Genomic DNA, 19,970 nt, shown 5'->3' on the forward strand with positions numbered 1-19,970 from the left:
CGCGTGAGTCTGCACCTGGGTGCATTCGTGCAGGCTTTGGGCGGTACCCTGATCGGGGCTTCGCCCGAAACACGGGTGGAGCGCATTGCTCCGCTGGAGCAGGCCGGGCCGCGAGATCTGAGCTTTCTCAGCCACGCGCGCTACCAGCACTTGCTGCAAACCACCCGAGCGGGTTGCGTGATCGTGTCACCCGCTTTGCAGGCCGCCGCGCAGGCGCGCGGCGCGTGCATTGTGGTTCTAGACCCCTATGCGTACTTCGCCAAGGCTACGCAGCTTTGGCGCCAGCACCATGATCCCGTTAAGCCCCGCGGTATACACCCATCGGCAGTGGTGGATCCCGAGGCGCAGGTGGACCCTACCGCTTGGGTGGGGCCTCTCTGCGTCGTGGGGCGCGGCGCACGCATCGGCGCGGACACCGTGCTCGCGTCCCGCGTCACGCTGGGCGACAGGTGCGTGGTCGGTGACCGCTGCATCCTGCATTCTGGCGTGGTCATCGGCGCGGATGGTTTTGGTTTCGCGCCAGAGCAGGGCCGCTGGGTCAAAATCGAGCAACTGGGTGCTGTGCGCATTGGCAACGACGTCGAGATCGGTGCGAACACGTGTATCGACCGAGGGGCCCTTGAAGACACGGTGATCGAAGACGGCGTGAAACTCGACAACCTGATCCAGGTGGGGCACAACGTGCACATCGGTGCGCACTCCGCCATGGCTGGGTGCGTTGGGATTGCGGGCAGCGCCCGCATCGGCGCGCACTGTACCGTGGGTGGCGGTGCCATCGTGCTGGGCCATCTGGAGCTTGCGGATCATGTGCATGTGTCTGCGGCCACCGTGGTCACGCGTTCGCTGAACCGTCCGGGTCAGTACACCGGCATGTTTCCCATTGATGACAATGCCCGCTGGGAGAAGAACGCTGCCACCCTCAAGCAACTGCATGGGCTGCGTGACCGCGTCAAGGCGCTGGAGCAGGCGCTCAAGGCAGCCCACAACAACAACGGATGACGACTCGATGATGGATATTCACGCAATTCTCAAGCAGCTTCCGCACCGGTACCCCTTTTTGCTGGTGGATCGGGTGGTGGAGCTGGAGAGCAACACCCGCATCAAGGCGATCAAGAACGTAACGTTCAACGAGCCTTATTTCGGCGGGCACTTTCCTGGCCGTCCTGTCATGCCGGGCGTGTTGATTCTGGAGGCCTTGGCCCAGGCGGCCGGCTTGCTGGCGTTTGATGCCATGGGCAAGGTACCCGACGAAAACAACATCTACTACTTCGTGGGCATCGACGGCGCGCGTTTCAAGCGTCCGGTGGAACCCGGGGATCAGTTGATCCTCACGATCACCATTGACCGGGTGCGCGGCGGTATCTGGAAGTTCAAGGGCATTGCCAGCGTCGGCGAGGAAGTCGCTTGCGAGGCCGAGCTCATGTGCACCATGCGCAGCGTGGGTTGATGGATTCATCTGACCGTGAGCAACATCCATCCCACAGCCCTGGTGGCCAGCGGTGCCATGCTCGACCCTACGGTCGTGGTGGGGCCTTACGCCGTGATTGGCCCGCACGTGAAGATCGGCGCGGGCACGGTGATCGGACCGCATTGCGTCATTGAAGGTCACACCACCATTGGGCAGGACAACCGGATCTTCCAGTTCGCTTCGGTGGGGGCGGAAAACCAGGACAAAAAGTACAAGGGTGAGCCCTGCGAACTCATCATCGGGGACCGCAACACAATCCGCGAGTTCTGCACCCTGCACATCGGCACCGTCCAGGACAAGGCCGTCACCCGTGTCGGCAACGACAACTGGATCATGGCGTACACGCACATTGCGCACGACTGCGTGGTGGGCAACCACACCACACTGGCCAACAACACCACCCTCGGCGGCCATGTCGAGCTGGGTGATTGGGTGACGGTGGGTGGCCTCACAGGCCTTCACCAGTTCGTGAAGGTGGGCGCCCATGCGATGGTGGGCTTTGCCAGTGCGGTGTCGCAAGACGTGCCCCCTTTCATGATGGTGGATGGCAATCCGCTGGCGGTACGCGGGTTCAACCTGGAGGGTCTGCGACGCCGCGGCTTCTCAGCCGCACGCCAGGCCGGCATCAAGCAGATGCACCGTCTGCTGTACCGCCAAGGTCTGACCCTGGAGGCGGCTAAACAGGCCATTGCGGCGCTGACCTGCGAAGACCCGGACGGCGCACAGGACGTACAGGCCGTGCTGGACTTCCTGGATCGGTCGCGCCGCGGCATTGCGCGGTAATCGGCCCATGCAGGCGCAGTCCCCGCGCGTGGCCATGGTGGCCGGCGAAACCTCGAGCGATCTCCTGGCGGGTTTGCTGATCGACGGTCTGCAAGGCCGCTGGCCAGGGCTGCGCGGCTACGGTGTGGGGGGGCCACAGATGCAGCGCCGGGGCTTCGATGCGTGGTGGCCCAGCGAGCGGCTGGCGGTGCACGGGTACAGCCTGGAAGTACTGCGGCGCTTGGCGGGCCTGTTGCGCATGCGGGCGCAATTGCGCGAGCGACTTTCCTCTGAAGATCGGCCTGATGTGTTCATCGGCATCGATGCCCCGGACTTCAATCTGGGTCTGGAGACCGCGTTGCGCGCGGCTGGTGTGCCCACGGTGCATTTCGTGTGTCCGTCCGTCTGGGCGTGGAGGCCCGAGCGGATCGAGACCATTCGCCGTGCTGCAGACCATGTGCTGTGTCTGTTTCCATTCGAGCCAGCCTTGCTGGAGCGGGCTGGCATTGCCGCGACCTACGTCGGCCATCCACTGGCCAGCGTGATCCCGCTGCAACCCGACCGGGCTGCGGCGCGCAGGGCACTGGGGCTGGACGAGGCGGCGGAGGTGCTGGCCGTGCTCCCGGGCAGTCGTTCGAAAGAAATCGACTACATCACCAAACCCTTTTTTGAGGCGGTCGTGCTTATCCAGCAAGCACGACCTGCTATTAAAATCATAGTGCCCGCCGTTCCAGCGCTCAAGGCACGCATCGAAGCGATTGCGGCCGAGCTTGGGCTGGCAGGGCGGATCCAGATCCTGACCGGGCAGTCCCATACGGCGCTCGCCGCCTGCGACTGCACCCTGATTGCGAGCGGTACGGCCACGCTGGAGGCAGCGCTGTTCAAGCGGCCGATGGTGATCGGCTACCACATGCATCCGTGGAGTTGGCGCCTCATGCGGCGCAAGCAATTGCAGCCTTGGGTGGGCCTGCCCAACATCCTGTGCGAGTCTTTCGTGGTGCCCGAGTTGATCCAGGACCGCGCGAGCCCTGAAGCCTTGGCGGCCGCCACGATCGACTGGCTGGAGGCCAAGACCCGTGCGCCCGAACGCCTGACGGCGCTCGCGCAGCGCTTCACAGCCCTTCATGAAACCCTGTTGCGCGACACACCGCGCCTGGCGGCCCATGCGATCGAAACGTTGCTCCAGCGCCCCTGAGCAGGCCAGCCTGCCGTGGCACGCGCCGGGGCTGGTGGCGGGTGTGGATGAGGCGGGCCGCGGGCCCTTGGCAGGCCCGGTGGTGGCCGCTGCGGTCATCCTCGACGAACTGCGCCCCATTGAAGGCCTTGCCGACTCGAAAAAGCTGACGGCCCGGCAGCGCGAGCGCCTCTACGACCAGATCCGGGCGCATGCGCTGTGCTGCAGCGTGGCCGAGGCCAGTGTGGAAGAGATCGACCGGCTCAACATCCTGCGGGCCACGCTGCTGGCCATGCAGCGTGCGGTGCAGGGACTCCGTCTGCGCCCGGCCCGTGTGCTGGTCGACGGCAACCGGCTGCCGGTGCTGGACGTGCCTGGCGATGCGGTGGTCGGAGGAGATGCGACGGTCGCTGCGATCTCTGCCGCCTCCATCTTGGCCAAAGTCACTCGCGACCGTTGGTGCGAGTCTGTGCATGCGCAGTATCCCGCCTACGGGTTTGCCACCCACAAGGGCTATGGCACGGCGATGCACCTGGAGGCGCTGCGCCAGCACGGAGCTTCCCCCTTGCACCGCCGCAGCTTTGCGCCCGTGGCCCGCAGCCTCTTGTCTTCCAACCATGAGGGCTGAGCCCATGCACAACGCTTCTGTGGTGGTGGTCCAGTCGCGGGACAACCCCCTTGTCAAAGACCTTCGCCGCCTGGCGCAGGACAGTACAGCCTACCGCAAGCAAGGGCGCATCTGGGTTGAGGGCGACCACCTGTGTCGTGCTGCGCTGGAGCGAGGCTGGGAACCGGCCATTGCCGTCTTTGCAGAGTCGCTCTGGCCCGCCGTGCCAACCGAATGGGCGCGCGCGCGCCGTGTGGTGGTGGTGCCCGATGCGCTGTTTCGGGATCTGAGCGGGCTGGAATCCCCGGCCCGCATGGGCTATGTGCTCGATCTGCCGGCATCCCCGGCCCTGCTGGCAGACGCTCCGACGCTGGTGCTGGACCGGGTTCAGGACGCGGGCAATGTCGGGTCCATGCTGCGCAGTGCCGCGGCCTTCGGGTTTCGGCAGGTGGTAGCGCTCCAGGGCACAGCCGCGCTGTGGTCACCCAAGGTGCTGCGGGCGGGCATGGGTGCGCACTTCGGCCTGGCGCTCCTGGAGTCGCTGACGGCCGAGGCCTTGCAGGTGCTACAGGTGCCGCTGCTCGTCACCAGTTCCCATGGGGGCGATTGGGTCCATGCCGCGCAACTGCCCTGGCCCTGTGCTTGGGTGATGGGGCATGAGGGGCAGGGTGTGTCGGACGCGCTGATGCAGCGCGCCCAGCATCGCATCCGCATCGCGCAGCCTGGTGGCGAGGAGTCGCTCAACGTGGCTGCTGCAGCCGCTATTTGCCTGCACGCCAGCGTGGCTAGGCGCGCCTGAGGCCGCTGTGGCCATAGGCTGAGGCACCGTCAGGGGCCGTCTATGCGCGGGGGTTGTCTCGCCATGCAAACGGTGCATGATGCGGGCGAGCGGGGCGCTCGCGCGTTATAATCGGGGGCTTTTCTCGCAACAGCGTCGCCCGACCGCACCCCCAAGCTACCCACTTTCTGAGAGAGCAGCCGCCGACACCCCTTGCGAGCGGCCAGCAGGCGCCGGGCGACCGTAACCATCCGGAGAACCCAGTGCTTTTGTCTCTACAGGGAAGCTTCCCTCCCGCCATCCTGGCGCTCGCAGACGGCACGGTCTTTATCGGCAATTCGATCGGTGCCACCAGCACCACCGTGGGTGAGGTGGTGTTCAACACTGCCATCACCGGCTACCAGGAAATCCTCACCGACCCCAGTTACTGCCAGCAGATCGTGACGCTCACGTATCCGCACATTGGCAACTACGGGATCAATCCTGAAGACATCGAAGCCGACAAGGTCCATGCCGCGGGCCTGATCATCAAAGACCTGCCACTGCTGGCCAGCAACTTCCGATCCACCGAAACGCTGTCGCAGTACCTCGTGCGCGAGAACACGGTCGCGATTGCCAACATTGACACCCGCAAGCTGACCCGCCTGTTGCGCGACAAGGGTGCGCAGAACGGCGCGATTGTCGGGCTGGCCCAGGGCGAGGCGGTGACGCAGCAGCGGATCGACCAGGCCCTGGCCGCTGCCAAGGCAGCGCCGAGCATGAAGGGGTTGGATCTTGCCCAGGTCGTGACCACCCCCACGACCTACACCTGGGACCAGACCGAGTGGAGGCTGGGCGAAGGCTACGGCACGCAGGCGTCGCCGCGCTTTCATGTGGTGGCCTACGACTTTGGTGTGAAGAAGAACATTCTGCGCATGCTGGCAGAGCGCGGTTGCAAGCTCACCGTGGTGCCCGCCAAGACGCCCGCCGCGGAAGTGCTGGCAATGAACCCCGACGGCGTGTTCCTGTCCAACGGGCCTGGTGATCCAGCGCCTTGCGAATACGCCATTGAGGCCACTCGCCAGATCATCGACGCAGGCGTGCCCACGTTCGGCATCTGCCTGGGCCATCAGATCATGGCCCTGGCCAGCGGGGCCAAGACCTTCAAGATGGACAACAGCCACCACGGCGCCAACCATCCGGTCAAGGATCTGGACAGCGGTCGCGTGAGCATCACCAGCCAGAACCACGGCTTTGCCGTGGACATGGCCACGCTGCCAGCCCACCTGCGAGCCACGCACATCAGCCTGTTCGACGGCACGCTGCAGGGCCTCGCCCGCATCGACAAGCCCGCGTTCTGCTTCCAGGGTCACCCTGAGGCATCGCCCGGGCCGCACGACATCGCTTACCTGTTTGACCGCTTCACGGCGCTGATGGAGAAGAAGTAATGCCAAAGCGCACAGATCTCAAATCGATCCTCATCATCGGCGCCGGGCCGATCATCATCGGCCAGGCCTGCGAGTTCGACTACTCCGGCGTGCAGGCTTGCAAGGCCTTGCGCGAAGAAGGCTACAAGGTCATCCTGATCAACAGCAACCCCGCGACGATCATGACCGACCCGGCTACGGCCGACGTCACCTACATCGAGCCCATCACCTGGCAGACGGTCGAGAAGATCATCGCCAAGGAACGCCCTGACGCCATCCTGCCCACGATGGGGGGGCAGACTGCGTTGAACTGTGCTCTGGACCTGTGGCGCAACGGCGTGCTCGACAAGTACAAGGTCGAGCTGATTGGCGCCACGCCCGAGGCCATCGACAAGGCCGAAGACCGCCTGAAGTTCAAGGATGCCATGACCAAGATTGGTCTGGGTTCCGCGCGTTCGGGCATTGCGCACAGCATGGAAGAAGCCTGGGCGGTGCAAAAGCACGTGGGCTTTCCCACCGTGATCCGCCCGAGCTTCACCCTGGGCGGCACGGGCGGCGGCATTGCCTACAACCCGGAAGAGTTCGAGACCATCTGCAAGCGCGGGCTGGAAGCTTCTCCCACCAACGAATTGCTGATCGAAGAATCACTGCTCGGCTGGAAGGAGTATGAGATGGAGGTTGTCCGCGACAAGGCGGACAACTGCATCATCGTCTGCTCCATCGAGAACCTGGACCCGATGGGCGTGCACACGGGCGACTCGATCACCGTGGCCCCGGCGCAGACGCTGACCGACAAGGAATACCAGATCATGCGCAACGCCAGCCTGGCGGTGCTGCGTGAGATTGGTGTGGACACTGGGGGCTCCAATGTGCAGTTCTCGGTGAACCCGAAGGACGGCCGCATGATCGTGATTGAGATGAACCCGCGTGTGTCGCGTTCGTCGGCGCTGGCGTCCAAGGCCACGGGCTTCCCGATTGCCAAGGTCGCTGCCAAGCTGGCCGTGGGCTACACGCTCGATGAGCTCAAGAACGAAATCACGGGCGGCGCCACGCCTGCCTCGTTCGAGCCTTCCATCGACTACGTGGTTACCAAGATTCCACGTTTTGCGTTTGAGAAATTCCCCACAGCCGACAGCCGCCTGACCACCCAGATGAAGTCGGTGGGCGAGGTGATGGCCATGGGCCGTACCTTCCAGGAGTCCTTCCAGAAGGCCCTGCGCGGCTTGGAAGTGGGCGTGGACGGCATGAACGAAAAGACCCAGGACCGCGAGCTGCTTGAGAAGGAGCTGGGCGAGCCGGGCCCGGAGCGCATCTGGTACGTCGGCGACGCGTTTGCCATGGGGCTGTCCGTGGACGAGGTGCACGAGCTGACCAAGATCGACCGTTGGTTCCTGGTGCAGATCGAAGAGATCGTGAAGATCGAACTCGACCTGGACAAGCTCACCGCCGAGAAGGGCGATGCCGCGCTGGCGTCGCTCGATGCAGGCACGCTGCGCGCCCTCAAGAAGAAGGGCTTTTCAGACCGCCGTCTGGCCAAGCTGCTCAAAACCACCGAGAAGACGGTGCGGGACGCACGCCGTGCGCTCAATGTGCGCCCGGTGTACAAACGTGTGGACACCTGCGCAGCCGAGTTCCCGACCAACACGGCCTACATGTACTCGACCTACGAGGACGAGTGCGAAGCCGCGCCCACCGGCAAGAGGAAGATCATGGTGCTGGGCGGCGGTCCGAACCGCATCGGCCAGGGCATCGAGTTCGACTACTGCTGCGTGCACGCCGCGCTCGCGATGCGCGAGGACGGCTACGAGACCATCATGGTCAACTGCAACCCCGAAACGGTGTCCACCGACTACGACACATCGGACCGTTTGTACTTTGAGCCGCTGACGCTTGAGGACGTGCTCGAGATCGTGGACAAGGAAAAGCCCGAAGGGGTGATCGTGCAGTACGGCGGCCAGACGCCGCTGAAGCTGGCACTGGGCCTGGAGGCTGAGGGCGTGCCCATCATCGGCACCAGCCCCGACATGATCGACGCCGCGGAAGACCGTGAGCGCTTCCAGAAGCTGCTGCACGACCTGGGCCTGCGCCAGCCGCCCAACGCGACGGCGCGCACCGAGGCCGAGGCGCTGGAGAAAGCCGCTGCCCTGGGCTACCCGCTGGTGGTGCGCCCCAGCTATGTGCTGGGCGGTCGTGCGATGGAGATCGTGCACGAGCAGCGCGACCTTGAGCGCTACATGCGCGAGGCGGTGAAGGTGAGCAACGACTCGCCCGTGCTGCTGGACCGATTCCTGAACGATGCCATCGAATGCGATGTCGACTGCCTGCGCGATCCGGCTGGCAAGGTGTTCATCGGCGGTGTGATGGAGCACATCGAGCAAGCGGGTGTCCATTCGGGCGATTCAGCCTGCTCGCTGCCGCCTTACTACCTGAGCAAGGAGACGGTGGACGAACTCAAGCGCCAGACGGCGGCAATGGCGGAAGGTCTGAATGTCGTGGGCCTGATGAATGTGCAGTTCGCCATCCAGGAAGTCGAAGACGGTGGCTCCAAGCGCGACGTGATCTATGTGCTGGAGGTGAACCCCCGCGCTTCGCGTACGGTACCTTTCGTGTCCAAGGCCACAGGTATCCAGCTTGCCAAGGTGGCAGCACGCTGCATGGCGGGCCAGACGCTTGAGCAGCAGGGCATCACCAAGGAGGTCACGCCCCCTTACTTCAGCGTGAAGGAAGCCGTGTTCCCGTTCGTCAAGTTCCCCGGTGTGGACACGATTCTTGGCCCCGAGATGAAGTCCACCGGCGAGGTGATGGGCGTTGGCAAGACCTTTGGCGAAGCCTTCGTCAAGAGCCAGCTGGGCGCAGGCACCAAGCTGCCGCGCTCGGGCAAGGTCTTCCTCACGGTGAAAAACAGTGACAAGCCCCGGGCGGTTGCCATCGCGCGGGAGCTGGCGTCCAAGGGCTTTGAACTGGTGGCCACCAAGGGCACGGCGGCTGCGATTGCGGCTGCGGGTGTTCCGGTCCAGGTGGTCAACAAGGTGACCGAAGGCCGTCCTCACATCGTGGACATGATCAAGAACAACGAGATCGTGATGGTCATCAACACGGTGGAAGAGCGCCGCAACGCCATTGCCGATTCGCGTGCCATCCGCACGAGTTCGCTGCTCGCGCGTGTGACCACCTTCACCACCATCTTTGGTGCCGAGGCTGCGGTGGAAGGCATGCGCTACCTTGACGCGCTGGATGTGTATTCGGTGCAGGAACTGCACGCGCAGCTTCTGGCCTGAGGCCTTAGACGGCCTTTGGGCCTGAGGCCGCCATACCCGGGCTGACACCGGGGTGGCGCGCGGCCGATGTGCATTAAACTCAGGCCCACAACGCTGATCCAACAAACCGCCACAGGGGCTCCTGTGGCGGTTTGTCTTTTGTTTGGAGTAGAAGAAGATGACCACCTTTCCTGTCACCAAGCGCGGAGCCGAAGCACTGCGCGACGAACTGCATCGCCTCAAGACGGTCGAGCGCCCTGCGGTCATCACGGCCATTGCAGAAGCCCGCGCCCAGGGTGACCTGAGCGAAAACGCCGATTACGACGCCGCCAAGGAACGGCAAGGTTTTATTGAAGGCCGCATTCAGGAGATTGAGGGAAAGCTGTCGGCCGCTCAGATCATTGATCCCTCGACACTGGACGCGGGTGGTCGCGTCGTTTTCGGGGCGACGGTAGAGCTGGAGGATGAGGACAGCGGCGAGACCGTGAAATACCAGATCGTGGGGGAGGACGAGGCCGATCTGAAGCTGGGTCTCATCAATGTGTCCAGCCCGATTGCTCGTGCCCTGATTGGCAAGGAAGAGGGCGATACCGCAGAGGTGCAAGCACCTGGCGGCGTGCGCCGCTACGAGGTCGTGGCGGTCCATTACATCTGAGGCTGCGCCATGGTGGACGCCCGGACCTTCTGCACTGTCGCGGCGGCGCTGTGGTGGAGCAGCCTCGGTGTGGTGGGCTTTGTGGTCGTGCCACTGCTGTTCGCCCATCTCCCGAGTCCTTCGCTCGCAGGCTTCATGGCTGCCAAGCTGTTCGCTGCGCAGACTTGGGTCAGCACGGCCGCCTGCGTCGCGCTGCTGCTCTTGTCCAGGCCGCGTCGCGAAGCGGTGGTGGCAGCTTGGGCGGCTTCTGCCCTGCCCTGGGTGATTGCGGGATTGCTGTTCGCTTTACTGCTGCAGTATGGGGTTGCACCGCGCATTGTGGCGCGCCAAGATTTGCAACTTTGGCATTCTGTGGGCAGCGTGTTATATGTTCTGCAGTGGGTCTGCGCCGGGCTGGTGTTCTGGAGGCTACTGCGCTTCGGACGCGCCTCGACCTGAGCCGGCGGAACCGGGGAGGCCGCCCTGGCATGCGGCATGCCTCGCCTGGCGGCGGCTCACTCCTGCCAGTGGTCGGCCACCCACGTGGCAGGGCGGATGTAACGGAACCGGCGGTTGCGTCGGCCCGCCAGTGCGTCGGGTGGGTTGCATTCGCCGTGGAAGATCACGATCCGAGCCCCGGGTGGCACCAAAGGAGGGGTCCAGTAGTTGGTGGGCCAGCGCGGAATGCTGTGGTACTTGAAGCTCGGGCACCAGGCCGCAGGCCAATATTGCAGTTTGCCTTGTTTGTGCAAAAAGTCGGACAGGTAGGCCTGTTCGTTGCGGAAGTTTTTCCGGATTTCGTCGAAGTGGTCCCGGAAGTACGCCAACACATCGGGGTGGGCTCCGAGTTCAAACCGGTAGACCGATGAGTTTCCGGTGATGCGCCACGGACGTTTGTAGTCGTGGATGATCAGGAACTCGCCCGGATGCGTGAAAAACTCGTCCAAAGGCCCGGTGACCACCACATCCAGATCCAGAAACAGGGCCGTTCCGCGAAGGCTGTGCAGATCCGCCGTGAAGGTGGCGAGCTTGGTCCAACCGCGCTCTGGAATGCCCGCGGGCAGATCCAGCGGTGGAATGGGCAAACAGGTGACTTCGGGCCGGATGCCATCGGTGCGGTCGGTCAGACAGATGAAGCGAAAATCGCCCTGCAGATGCCGTCGGACCATGCCATAGAGCCGGTTCACGTATTCGGGACCGTACTTGGTTCCCCATTTCATGCACAGCACGTGCCGCATGGCGGAGCGTGCGCTATCGGGCGGCGTATCCATCAGTCCAGCGACTGCTTTTTGGCAGATTTTTGCTTGGGTTTGGCGCGCTTGATCTGGCCGCCCGGGGTCAGGCGCTGATTTCCGAGCACGCGCAGTTGCTTGACTTCAGGCCGTTGCCCGCCGCGCTTGCTGAACTTCAGGATCTTCACATCACGGGGGCCGGGCTTGCGTTCTTCGTCCGCCACCCGCTCTTTGGCGGCGGGCGGACGCCACAAGATAAACAGCTTTCCGATGTGCTGAATGGGCGCTGCATGGAGTTCGTCTGCAAGGCTGCGAAACGCCTCCTCGCGTGCGACGCGATCGTCGCTGGCCATGCGCACCTTGATGAGGCCATGGGCGGACAAGGCTGCTTCCACCTCTTTGCGCACGGCCGGTGTCAGTCCGTCGGCACCGATCAGGACCACGGGGTCCAGATGGTGGGCCTGTGCGCGGTATTCCCGGCGCTCAGCCGGAGTCAATTCAATATGGGGCATCCCCGTATTATCGAGCCAGGAAGAAAAAGACGATGAAAACGAAAACCAAAAGCAAAAAGGTCAACAAGGCGTGGCTGAATGATCACGTCAACGATCCCTACGTCAAGCAGGCGCAGAAGGACGGATACCGCGCGCGCGCAGCCTACAAGCTCAAGGAAATCGACGAACAACTGGGCTTGATTCGGTCGGGGGATCGGGTGGTGGATTTGGGGTCAACCCCCGGCGCCTGGTCGCAGTATGTGCGTCGCCGTCTGGCCCCGGAGGGTGCTGCAGCAGGGCAACTCGCCGGGGCGATCGTGGCGGTGGACATCCTTCCCATGGAGCCCATCGAAGGCGTGCACTTCATCCACGGCGATTTTCGTGAAGACGCGGTGCTGGAGCAGGTGGAGTCGGCCCTGGAGGGGCGCGCGGTGGATGTGGTGGTGTCGGACATGGCACCCAATCTGTCTGGGGTGGCGTCGGTGGACGCTGCCCGGGTGGCCCACCTGATCGAACTCGCTGTGGACTTTGCCAGCCGGCATCTCCAACCCGATGGGGCACTGGTTGCCAAGGTCTTCCATGGCAGCGGGTATGCCCAACTGGTCGAACTGTTTCGCCAGCATTTCAGAACGGTCAAGCCGATCAAGCCCAAGGCGTCCCGCGACCGTTCGGCAGAAACCTTTCTGGTCGGCATGGGTCTGAAAGAGCCGCGTACGCGATGAGTTGATGCGCATCAAGCTTCTGAGCCGCGCTGGATTCAAACCCGCGCTGAGCCCATGGCTGATCGGGGGAATAGGCCAGGGCGCTGCTCTTGAAAGTCCTAAAATGCACCGCAAGTGGACCCTCAGGGTTTGCGCCCGTTTTTTCTCAAGTGACTGGAGTCCCGCTTGAACAATCAGTGGTTTTCTAAGGTGGCTGTGTGGCTGGTGATCGCCATGGTGCTGTTCACCGTGTTCAAACAGTTCGACACGCGCACCACGGCGGGCGCCGGGCATATCGGTTATTCCGAATTCCTGGAGGAAGTGCGAAGCAACCGGATCAAGAGCGCCACCATCCAGGAGGGGCAGGGCGGCACCGAGATCGTGGCCGTCACGTCCGATGACCGCCGCATCCGGACCACGGCAACGTATTTGGACCGGGGCCTTGTAGGCGATCTGATCGCCAACAACGTCAAGTTCGATGTGAAGCCGCGCGAAGAAGGTTCTTTGCTCATGACGCTGCTCGTGAGCTGGGGGCCCATGCTGCTGCTCATCGGTGTTTGGATTTATTTCATGCGCCAGATGCAGGGCGGCGGCAAGGGCGGTGCGTTCAGCTTCGGCAAGAGCAAGGCGCGCATGCTGGATGAGAACAACAACACCGTCACTTTTGCCGACGTGGCTGGCTGCGATGAGGCCAAAGAAGAGGTCAAGGAAGTGGTCGACTTCCTGAAGGACCCGCAGAAATTCCAGAAGCTCGGCGGCCGTATTCCGCGGGGACTGCTGCTTGTGGGCCCTCCGGGCACTGGCAAGACCTTGCTGGCCAAGTCCATCGCCGGCGAAGCGAAGGTGCCGTTCTTCAGTATTTCGGGTTCTGACTTTGTCGAAATGTTCGTCGGCGTGGGTGCCGCCCGCGTACGCGACATGTTCGAGAACGCCAAGAAGAACGCGCCCTGCATCATCTTCATCGACGAAATCGACGCCGTGGGCCGCCAGCGTGGCGCAGGCCTGGGCGGCGGCAACGACGAGCGCGAGCAAACGCTCAACCAGATGCTCGTGGAGATGGACGGTTTCGAAACCAATCTCGGCGTGATCGTGGTGGCCGCTACCAACCGCCCGGACATCCTGGACGCCGCACTGCTGCGCCCGGGCCGTTTTGACCGCCAGGTGTACGTGACCTTGCCCGACATTCGCGGTCGTGAGCAGATTCTGAACGTGCACATGCGCAAGATCCCGATCGGCCAGGACGTTGCGCCCAGCATCATTGCGCGCGGCACGCCGGGCATGAGCGGTGCCGATCTTGCCAACCTGTGCAACGAGGCTGCTCTGATGGCTGCCCGTCGCAACGCCCGTACGGTGGAGATGCAGGATTTCGAGAAGGCCAAGGACAAGATCCTCATGGGGCCTGAGCGCAAGAGCATGGTCATGCCTGAGGAGGAGCGCCGCAACACCGCCTACCACGAGGCTGGTCACGCGCTGATCGGCAAGTTGCTGCCCAAGTGCGATCCGGTGCACAAGGTCACCATCATTCCCCGCGGCCGCGCCCTGGGGGTGACGATGAGCCTGCCCTCGCAGGACCGTTACAGCTACGACCGCGAGTACATGCTCAACCAGATCAGCATGCTGTTCGGTGGCCGCATTGCCGAAGAAGTGTTCATGAACCAGATGACCACGGGTGCGAGCAACGACTTCGAGCGCGCCACGCACATTGCCCGTGACATGGTCACCCGCTACGGCATGACCGAGGCCCTCGGGCCGATGGTGTATGCCGAGAACGAAGGCGAGGTGTTCCTGGGTCGCTCGGTGACCAAGACCACCAACATGAGCGAACAAACCATGCAGAAGGTGGATTCTGAGGTGCGCCGCATCATCGACGAGCAATACAGCCTCGCGCGTCGCCTGATCGAAGAGAACAGCGACAAGATGCACGCCATGGCAAAGGCTCTGCTGGAATGGGAAACCATCGATATGGAGCAGATCGACGACATCATGGCCGGCAAGGAGCCCCGTCCGCCCAAGGACTGGACGCCGCGCAAGCCTTCGTCTGGGGATAGCAATGGTGGCGGCGGCAGCTCGGCCGTGACCACCGACACAGCACCCACCGCCGCTTGACGGCTGGGATGCCAACCACGCAGCGGGGCCCATGGGCCCCGCTGTTGCGTTCAGGAGGCCTGCAGACATCTGCCCTGGCCTGATGTGGGCGGCAGCCGTGTGATGCCCTTGTCAGCCTGAAACCGTTTGCGCACCATGAGCTCTTCTGTTTCTCCCTCGCCCGCTGGCCAGAAGGCCACTCTTGCGGCAGCGCCGCGTTGGCGCACCACGCGCTTCGACATCGACCTCGCGCAGCCGCGTGTGATGGGCATCGTCAACGTCACGCCGGATTCCTTTTCAGACGGAGGGCGCTACGACAGCACGCGCCGCGCGCTGGACCACGCCGCTCAATTGCTGCGCGAGGGAGCCGACATTCTCGACATTGGGGGGGAGTCCACGCGGCCTGGCAGCCCGGCGGTGCCGCTGGACGAGGAACTGCGGCGCGTGCTGCCCATCCTGCAAGAGGCGGTCACCTGGGGCTGCCCGGTGTCGATCGACACCTACAAGCCCGAAGTGATGGCCGCTGCGCTGGAGCTTGGCGTGGACATCGTCAATGACATCTGGGCGCTGCGCCAGCCCGGTGCGCTGGAGGTGGTGGCTGCGCATCCGCGTTGTGGCGTGTGCCTGATGCACATGCACCGCGAACCGCAGACCATGCAGCAGGCCCCCATGCAAGGCGATGTGGTCGAGCAGGTGCTATCATTTTTGAAGCGCTGCAGCGATACAATTCAAGCACGAGGGGTGCATTTGGATCGCATCGTTCTGGACCCTGGCATTGGGTTCGGAAAGACTGTTGAGCAGAATTTTGCGTTGCTGGCGCAGCAGCCGCGGCTGCTGGCGCTGGGCTTGCCGGTGCTCGCTGGATGGTCGCGCAAGTCGTCCCTCGGTGCGGTCACAGGACGTGAAGTCGATGACCGGCTGGTGCCCAGTGTGGCCGCGGCCGTGCTTGCGGTGGAGCGTGGTGCCCGCATCGTTCGGGTGCATGATGTGCGCGACACGGTGGCTGCGCTGGCGGTGTGGCAGGCGATGGCGCAACAGAATTGAACAGGCAGGCACTGGCTCCAGACAGGGGTCGGGCCGGTGGATGACAGAGGGAGACAAGGTATGAGTCGCCAGTATTTCGGCACCGATGGCATTCGGGGCACGGTGGGCCAGGCCCCGATCACACCCGATTTTGTGCTGCGCCTGGCGCACGCCGTGGGTCGCGTGCTAAGGACGACCGAAGACCGCCCGGTGGTCCTGATTGGCAAGGACACCCGTATTTCGGGTTACATGCTGGAGAGTGCGCTGGAGTCGGGATTCAACTCGGCCGGGGTCGATGTGGTGCTGCTGGGCCCCTTGCCGACGCCGGGTGTGGCCTACCTCACCCGGGCACAGCGCGCCAGCCTGGGAGTGGTCATCTCGGCTAGCCACAACCCGTATCCGGACAACGGCATCAAGTTCTTCAGCGCACAGGGCACCAAGCTGCCCGACGCGTGGGAGTTGGCCGTCGAGCAGGCCCTGGAGCAAGCCCCTGTATGGGCGGAGTCTGCCCAACTGGGCAAGGCGCGGCGGCTGGACGACGCAGCCGGGCGCTACATCGAGTTTTGCAAGAGCACCTTCGCGTCGGACCTGACCCTCAAGGGCGTGCGCATTGTGGTGGACGCTGCGCATGGCGCGGCCTACCAAGTTGCGCCCAAGGTGTTCCACGAGCTGGGGGCCGACGTCATCGCCATCGGCTGTGCCCCCGACGGTCTGAACATCAACCACGAGGTGGGCGCGACCCATCCAGACGCTCTGGTGCGCGCCGTGCGCGCCAACCGGGCAGATTTCGGCATTGCGCTCGACGGCGACGCCGACCGGCTGCAGATGGTGGACGGCCAGGGCCGCCTGTTCAATGGGGACGAGCTGCTGTACCTGATGGCCGCTGACCGCATGGGCCGCGACGAACATGTGCCCGGCGTGGTGGGCACGCAGATGACCAATCTGGCCGTGGAACAGGCGCTGGTGCAGCGCGGCGTGAAGTTTGTGCGCGCCAAGGTGGGCGACCGCTATGTGCTCGAAGAACTGGTGCGCCACGGCTGGGTGCTGGGGGGGGAGGGGTCGGGCCACCTGCTGGCGCTGGACCGGCAAACCACCGGCGACGGTCTGGTCAGTGCCTTGCAGGTGCTGCAGGCCTGTGTGCGCAATGGCCAGACACTGGCCCAACTGCTCGACGGGCTGACGCTGTTCCCGCAGGTGCTGCTCAACGTGCGCCTGGCCCCCGGGCAGGACTGGAAGGCCAACACCGTGCTGGCCGAAGCCACGCGGGCGGTCGAGCAGGAGCTGGCGGACCAGGGGCGGGTGCTCATCCGCGCCAGCGGTACCGAGCCGCTGCTGCGCGTGATGGTGGAGGCCCGTGATGCCACGCTGGCCAACCGCTGTGCGCAGCGCCTGGCAGACGCAGCACGCGCTGGCTGAGCCGGGCAGGACGGCATGGCAGTTTCCGAGCCTTCTGTGTGTCTCGTCCAGCGGGTGGATTACGCGGACCCTGTGCAGGCCCAGGCGCTGGTCGATTTGCTGGATGGCTATGCCCGCGACCCGGCTGGGGGTGGCGAACCCTTGGCGGCCCATGTGCGTGCCGAGCTGGTGCCGCGCCTGCAGGCGCTGCCCCAGGCTTTTTCAGTAATGGCCTGGCATGGGCCGGTGGCGCCGGGCAACGCCGTGGGTCTGGTCAACTGCCTGGAAGGCTTCTCGACTTTTGCCGCCCGCCCGCTGGTCAATGTGCACGATGTGGTCGTACAGCCGGCCTGGCGCGGGCGCGGCGTGGCACGCGCCATGCTCCGTACCGTAGAGGCGATCGCGCGCGAGCGCGGTGCGTGCAAGCTCACCCTCGAAGTGCTCTCGGGCAACCATCCGGCCATGCGGCTGTACCGCGACATCGGCTTCGAGGGCTACGCCCTGGACCCAGCCATGGGTGCGGCCGTGTTCCTACAAAAGAAGCTGCCCTAGCCCCTTGCCAAGCCGTGGCCTGCCGCGCTGCGAGCAGCACGGCAAGGGTGTAGGCCCTTGGGGTGCTGGGCGTGTTATCGCGCAGTCAGTGCGCTGGCTCAAGTTCGGTGGTGGCTTCGGCTGCGCGCTGGCGCATGAACCGTTCCATCGCCTCGGCGGGCAGCGGTGTGCTGAAGTGGTAGCCCTGGGCGCTGTGGCAACCTTCGTTGCGCAAAAAGTGCAGTTGCTCGCCCGTCTCGACGCCTTCGGCGGTCGTGCGCATGCCCAGGGCCTGGGCCATGCGGATGATGGCGCTGACGATCGCCCGATCGTTGGCGTCCTGGCCCAGATCGCGCACGAAACTCTGGTCGATCTTGAGCTTGAAGATGCGAAAGCGCTTGAGCTGGCTCAGCGAAGAATAGCCGGTGCCGAAGTCGTCCATGGACATGCGCACGCCGCGTGCGTGCAGCTGGTCCATGGTGGTGACGGCGGTGTGGGGGTCAGAGACGGCAACGCCTTCGGTCAGCTCCAGCTCGAGCGCATCGGGTGGCAGATCGAACTCGCTCAGGAGTTGGGCGATGCGCTCGGGCAGATGCGGCTCGCGGAACTGGATGGCCGACAGGTTCACCGCCATCGTGAGATGCGGCATGCCGCTATCGCGCCAGGCGCGCAGCTGGGCGAGGGCGGTGCGCAGCACCCAGTCGCCGATCTGCAAAATCTGGCCGCTGTCTTCCGCAATCGGGATGAACTCCGCCGGTGAGACCTGGCCCCAATGCGGGTGGTGCCAGCGCAGCAGCGCTTCCACGCTTTGCACCAGGCCGGTTTCGAGGTCGATCTGCGGCTGGTAGTGCAGTGTGAGCTGCTCGCGCTCCAGCGCCCGGCGCAGCGAGTTTTCGAGCGCGAGCGCGCGTGCCGACTGGGCCTGCATCTCGGGCGTGAAAAAGCGGAAAGTGTTGCGCCCGTCGAGCTTTGCCCGGTACATGGCCACGTCGGCCGATTGGGTCAGGGTCTCGAAATCGAGCCCATCGCGCGGAAACAGCGCGATGCCCATGGACGGTGCCATGGTCAGCTCGTGGTGGTCGATCTGGTACGGCTGGCGCGACGCATCGAGCAGCTGCGCCGCCATGCGGGCGGCCGTCTGGGCATCGGCGCCCGGCAGTAGCAGGATGAACTCGTCGCCTCCGAGCCGCGACACCGTGTCGCGGGGGCGCACGCTGCCAGCCAGCCGCTTGGCGATCTCCACCAGCAGGGCATCGCCCACAGGGTGTCCCAGCGAGTCGTTGACGTGCTTGAAGTGGTCCAGATCCAGAAACACCAGTGCGAGCGATCCGTTGTGCGACTGCGCGTCCTCGATGGCCAGGCGCGCGCGTTCGGCCAGCAGGGTGCGGTTGGGCAGGCCCGTCAGTGCATCGTAATGCGCGAGCCAGTAAATGCGCTCCTGGTCGGCCTGGCGCTCCTGGATTTCGCGGTGCAGGTTGTCCACCGTGGCGCGCAACTCGCGCGTGCGGTCTTGCACCAGCCGCTCCAGTTCCTCGTGTGCGCGCGCCAGTGCGGCCTGGGCCTGCTTTCGCTCGGTCACGTCCATGGTGATCCAGATGGAGCCCTGGGACGGGTCGGCCGGGTCCAGCAGCTTGCTGCGCACCTCGCAGATGACCGGCCTGCCGTCTTGGCGGCACAGCCGGACTTCGCCTTCGAACGATCCTCCCGCCTCCAGCACCGGGTAGCACAGCCGTCCGACGGCCTCCCAGTCCTCGTCGCTGGCATACCAGCGGCGCGACGGGCTGCCTGCCAGCGCACCAGGGGCATAGCCCAGCATCTGCTCAAAATGGCGGTTGCAGCGGGTCAGGTGGCGGTTGCGCAGGTACACGATACCGACCATGGCATGGTCGAACAGCAACTGCTTGTCCCGCACGGCCGCGCTGAGCTGTGCCTGCGCCTGGCGCTGCGCATCGATGTCGTCGAGGATCCAGATGGAGCCTTCGCTGGTGTCGTCGGGATTGAGCAGCCGACCCGTCAGGCTCGCCCAGAACAGATGACCCCGGGCATGGCGCATGAGCCGCTCGGTGCGAAACGCGCGGCCCTGGGACATTTCGGCGTAAGCGCGTCGTCCGAGGTCGCGGTAGGCCTCCCGGTCGGGATAGAAGCTTTCGCTGCCCAGCCCCACCACGGACTCTGCCCGGTCGTAGCCAAAAATCTCGGCATAGCGCTGGTTGCAGCGCACCACCACGCGCTGGCGCACGAACACAATGCCCACGCCTGCGCTGTCCAGCAGGGTTTGCTGTTCGCGCAGCGTGCGTTCAAGGGTGGAGGAAGAGGCAGACAGGTCCGACGGGGGACCGTCGGGCGCGCTGTACAGGGAGGGCATCGAACCGGAACCACAAAGCGGCCGCCGGGGTGGGGCCGCAAAATTGTCGCGAAGTGTATCA

18 protein-coding genes are annotated in these 19,970 nt (G+C 64.5%); 15 read left to right on the forward strand and 3 right to left on the reverse strand.

Annotated elements, in window-relative coordinates:
* Window positions 1-3: 3 nt before the first annotated feature.
* From lpxD to ABD866_RS04035, 10 genes are all read left to right on the forward strand, one after another.
* Window positions 4-999: a UDP-3-O-(3-hydroxymyristoyl)glucosamine N-acyltransferase gene (gene lpxD / locus ABD866_RS03990; protein WP_345061373.1), complete on the forward strand. Its 996-nt coding sequence runs from the start codon at window positions 4-6 to the stop codon at window positions 997-999.
* A gap of 7 nt (window positions 1,000-1,006) precedes the next feature.
* A complete protein-coding gene (gene fabZ / locus ABD866_RS03995) occupies window positions 1,007-1,447 on the forward strand; it encodes a 3-hydroxyacyl-ACP dehydratase FabZ (RefSeq protein WP_345061375.1) in 441 nt (146 codons plus the stop codon).
* A gap of 15 nt (window positions 1,448-1,462) precedes the next feature.
* Window positions 1,463-2,251, forward strand: a complete 789-nt coding sequence (lpxA, locus tag ABD866_RS04000; protein WP_345061377.1) for an acyl-ACP--UDP-N-acetylglucosamine O-acyltransferase — start codon at window positions 1,463-1,465, stop codon at window positions 2,249-2,251.
* Between the two features lie 7 nt (window positions 2,252-2,258).
* The gene (gene lpxB / locus ABD866_RS04005; protein WP_345061379.1) at window positions 2,259-3,425 is read left to right on the forward strand and encodes a lipid-A-disaccharide synthase; all 1,167 of its coding nucleotides are present in this window, start codon (window positions 2,259-2,261) and stop codon (window positions 3,423-3,425) included.
* Window positions 3,394-4,032, forward strand: a complete 639-nt coding sequence (gene rnhB, locus ABD866_RS04010) for a ribonuclease HII (protein ID WP_345061381.1) — start codon at window positions 3,394-3,396, stop codon at window positions 4,030-4,032. Before lpxB ends, rnhB begins: the two co-directional genes overlap by 32 nt.
* 4 nt (window positions 4,033-4,036) lie before the next feature.
* The gene (locus tag ABD866_RS04015) at window positions 4,037-4,810 is read left to right on the forward strand and encodes a TrmH family RNA methyltransferase (protein WP_345061383.1); all 774 of its coding nucleotides are present in this window, start codon (window positions 4,037-4,039) and stop codon (window positions 4,808-4,810) included.
* Between the two features lie 242 nt (window positions 4,811-5,052).
* Complete coding sequence (carA, locus tag ABD866_RS04020; RefSeq protein ID WP_345061385.1) at window positions 5,053-6,216, forward strand: glutamine-hydrolyzing carbamoyl-phosphate synthase small subunit; 1,164 nt, start codon at window positions 5,053-5,055, stop codon at window positions 6,214-6,216.
* Window positions 6,216-9,473: a carbamoyl-phosphate synthase large subunit gene (carB, locus tag ABD866_RS04025; protein ID WP_345061387.1), complete on the forward strand. Its 3,258-nt coding sequence runs from the start codon at window positions 6,216-6,218 to the stop codon at window positions 9,471-9,473. The genes carA and carB overlap by 1 nt, the downstream gene beginning before the upstream one ends.
* A 157-nt stretch (window positions 9,474-9,630) precedes the next feature.
* Window positions 9,631-10,107: a transcription elongation factor GreA gene (greA, locus tag ABD866_RS04030; RefSeq protein WP_345061389.1), complete on the forward strand. Its 477-nt coding sequence runs from the start codon at window positions 9,631-9,633 to the stop codon at window positions 10,105-10,107.
* 9 nt (window positions 10,108-10,116) lie between these two features.
* Window positions 10,117-10,545 (forward strand): DUF4149 domain-containing protein, encoded by a 429-nt coding sequence (locus ABD866_RS04035; RefSeq protein ID WP_345061391.1) that lies wholly within the window; start codon window positions 10,117-10,119, stop codon window positions 10,543-10,545.
* Between the two features lie 56 nt (window positions 10,546-10,601).
* On the opposite strand, the gene ABD866_RS04040 is transcribed toward ABD866_RS04035, so the two are convergent.
* Window positions 10,602-11,357, reverse strand: a complete 756-nt coding sequence (locus tag ABD866_RS04040; protein WP_345061393.1) for a glycosyltransferase — start codon at window positions 11,355-11,357, stop codon at window positions 10,602-10,604.
* Window positions 11,357-11,830: a YhbY family RNA-binding protein gene (locus tag ABD866_RS04045; protein ID WP_345061395.1), complete on the reverse strand. Its 474-nt coding sequence runs from the start codon at window positions 11,828-11,830 to the stop codon at window positions 11,357-11,359. The genes ABD866_RS04040 and ABD866_RS04045 overlap by 1 nt, the downstream gene beginning before the upstream one ends.
* 32 nt (window positions 11,831-11,862) lie before the next feature.
* On the opposite strand from ABD866_RS04045, the gene ABD866_RS04050 reads away from it, so the two are divergent.
* The 5 genes from ABD866_RS04050 to ABD866_RS04070 all read left to right on the forward strand — a co-directional run bounded on the left by ABD866_RS04050 (window position 11,863) and on the right by ABD866_RS04070 (window position 17,565).
* Window positions 11,863-12,531 carry an RlmE family RNA methyltransferase gene (locus ABD866_RS04050; RefSeq protein ID WP_345061397.1) on the forward strand — a complete coding sequence of 223 codons (669 nt, stop codon included), beginning with the start codon at window positions 11,863-11,865 and terminating at the stop codon, window positions 12,529-12,531.
* A 165-nt stretch (window positions 12,532-12,696) separates the two neighbouring features.
* Window positions 12,697-14,616 carry an ATP-dependent zinc metalloprotease FtsH gene (gene ftsH / locus ABD866_RS04055; RefSeq protein WP_345061399.1) on the forward strand — a complete coding sequence of 640 codons (1,920 nt, stop codon included), beginning with the start codon at window positions 12,697-12,699 and terminating at the stop codon, window positions 14,614-14,616.
* 243 nt (window positions 14,617-14,859) lie between these two features.
* On the forward strand, window positions 14,860-15,639 hold the full coding sequence (gene folP / locus ABD866_RS04060; protein ID WP_345062475.1) for a dihydropteroate synthase: 780 nt from the start codon (window positions 14,860-14,862) through the stop codon (window positions 15,637-15,639).
* A gap of 60 nt (window positions 15,640-15,699) precedes the next feature.
* Complete coding sequence (glmM, locus tag ABD866_RS04065; RefSeq protein ID WP_345061401.1) at window positions 15,700-17,034, forward strand: phosphoglucosamine mutase; 1,335 nt, start codon at window positions 15,700-15,702, stop codon at window positions 17,032-17,034.
* Window positions 17,035-17,049: 15 nt separating this feature from the next.
* On the forward strand, window positions 17,050-17,565 hold the full coding sequence (locus ABD866_RS04070; RefSeq protein WP_345061403.1) for a GNAT family N-acetyltransferase: 516 nt from the start codon (window positions 17,050-17,052) through the stop codon (window positions 17,563-17,565).
* Between the two features lie 85 nt (window positions 17,566-17,650).
* On the opposite strand, the gene ABD866_RS04075 is transcribed toward ABD866_RS04070, so the two are convergent.
* On the reverse strand, window positions 17,651-19,909 hold the full coding sequence (locus ABD866_RS04075) for a putative bifunctional diguanylate cyclase/phosphodiesterase (RefSeq protein ID WP_345061405.1): 2,259 nt from the start codon (window positions 19,907-19,909) through the stop codon (window positions 17,651-17,653).
* Window positions 19,910-19,970 lie beyond the last annotated feature (61 nt).

Source organism: Acidovorax lacteus (genome assembly GCF_039540375.1).
In the GTDB taxonomy this organism is placed as follows: Bacteria; Pseudomonadota; Gammaproteobacteria; order Burkholderiales; family Burkholderiaceae_C; genus Acidovorax_G; species Acidovorax_G lacteus.

Excerpts from the sequence above, each read along its gene's own strand:
- ABD866_RS04015 (WP_345061383.1), top strand. The coding sequence starts at position 4,037 with ATGCACAACGCTTCTGTGGTGGTGGTCCAGTCGCGGGACAACCCCCTT.
- rnhB (WP_345061381.1), top strand. The coding sequence starts at position 3,394 with ATGCGATCGAAACGTTGCTCCAGCGCCCCTGAGCAGGCCAGCCTGCCG.
- folP (WP_345062475.1), top strand. The coding sequence starts at position 14,860 with ATGGGCATCGTCAACGTCACGCCGGATTCCTTTTCAGACGGAGGGCGC.
- ABD866_RS04075 (WP_345061405.1), bottom strand. The coding sequence starts at position 19,909 with ATGCCCTCCCTGTACAGCGCGCCCGACGGTCCCCCGTCGGACCTGTCT.
- ABD866_RS04070 (WP_345061403.1), top strand. The coding sequence starts at position 17,050 with ATGGCAGTTTCCGAGCCTTCTGTGTGTCTCGTCCAGCGGGTGGATTAC.
- ABD866_RS04035 (WP_345061391.1), top strand. The coding sequence starts at position 10,117 with ATGGTGGACGCCCGGACCTTCTGCACTGTCGCGGCGGCGCTGTGGTGG.
- ABD866_RS04050 (WP_345061397.1), top strand. The coding sequence starts at position 11,863 with ATGAAAACGAAAACCAAAAGCAAAAAGGTCAACAAGGCGTGGCTGAAT.
- ABD866_RS04045 (WP_345061395.1), bottom strand. The coding sequence starts at position 11,830 with ATGCCCCATATTGAATTGACTCCGGCTGAGCGCCGGGAATACCGCGCA.
- glmM (WP_345061401.1), top strand. The coding sequence starts at position 15,700 with ATGAGTCGCCAGTATTTCGGCACCGATGGCATTCGGGGCACGGTGGGC.
- fabZ (WP_345061375.1), top strand. The coding sequence starts at position 1,007 with ATGATGGATATTCACGCAATTCTCAAGCAGCTTCCGCACCGGTACCCC.
- lpxB (WP_345061379.1), top strand. The coding sequence starts at position 2,259 with ATGCAGGCGCAGTCCCCGCGCGTGGCCATGGTGGCCGGCGAAACCTCG.
- greA (WP_345061389.1), top strand. The coding sequence starts at position 9,631 with ATGACCACCTTTCCTGTCACCAAGCGCGGAGCCGAAGCACTGCGCGAC.
- ABD866_RS04040 (WP_345061393.1), bottom strand. The coding sequence starts at position 11,357 with ATGGATACGCCGCCCGATAGCGCACGCTCCGCCATGCGGCACGTGCTG.
- carB (WP_345061387.1), top strand. The coding sequence starts at position 6,216 with ATGCCAAAGCGCACAGATCTCAAATCGATCCTCATCATCGGCGCCGGG.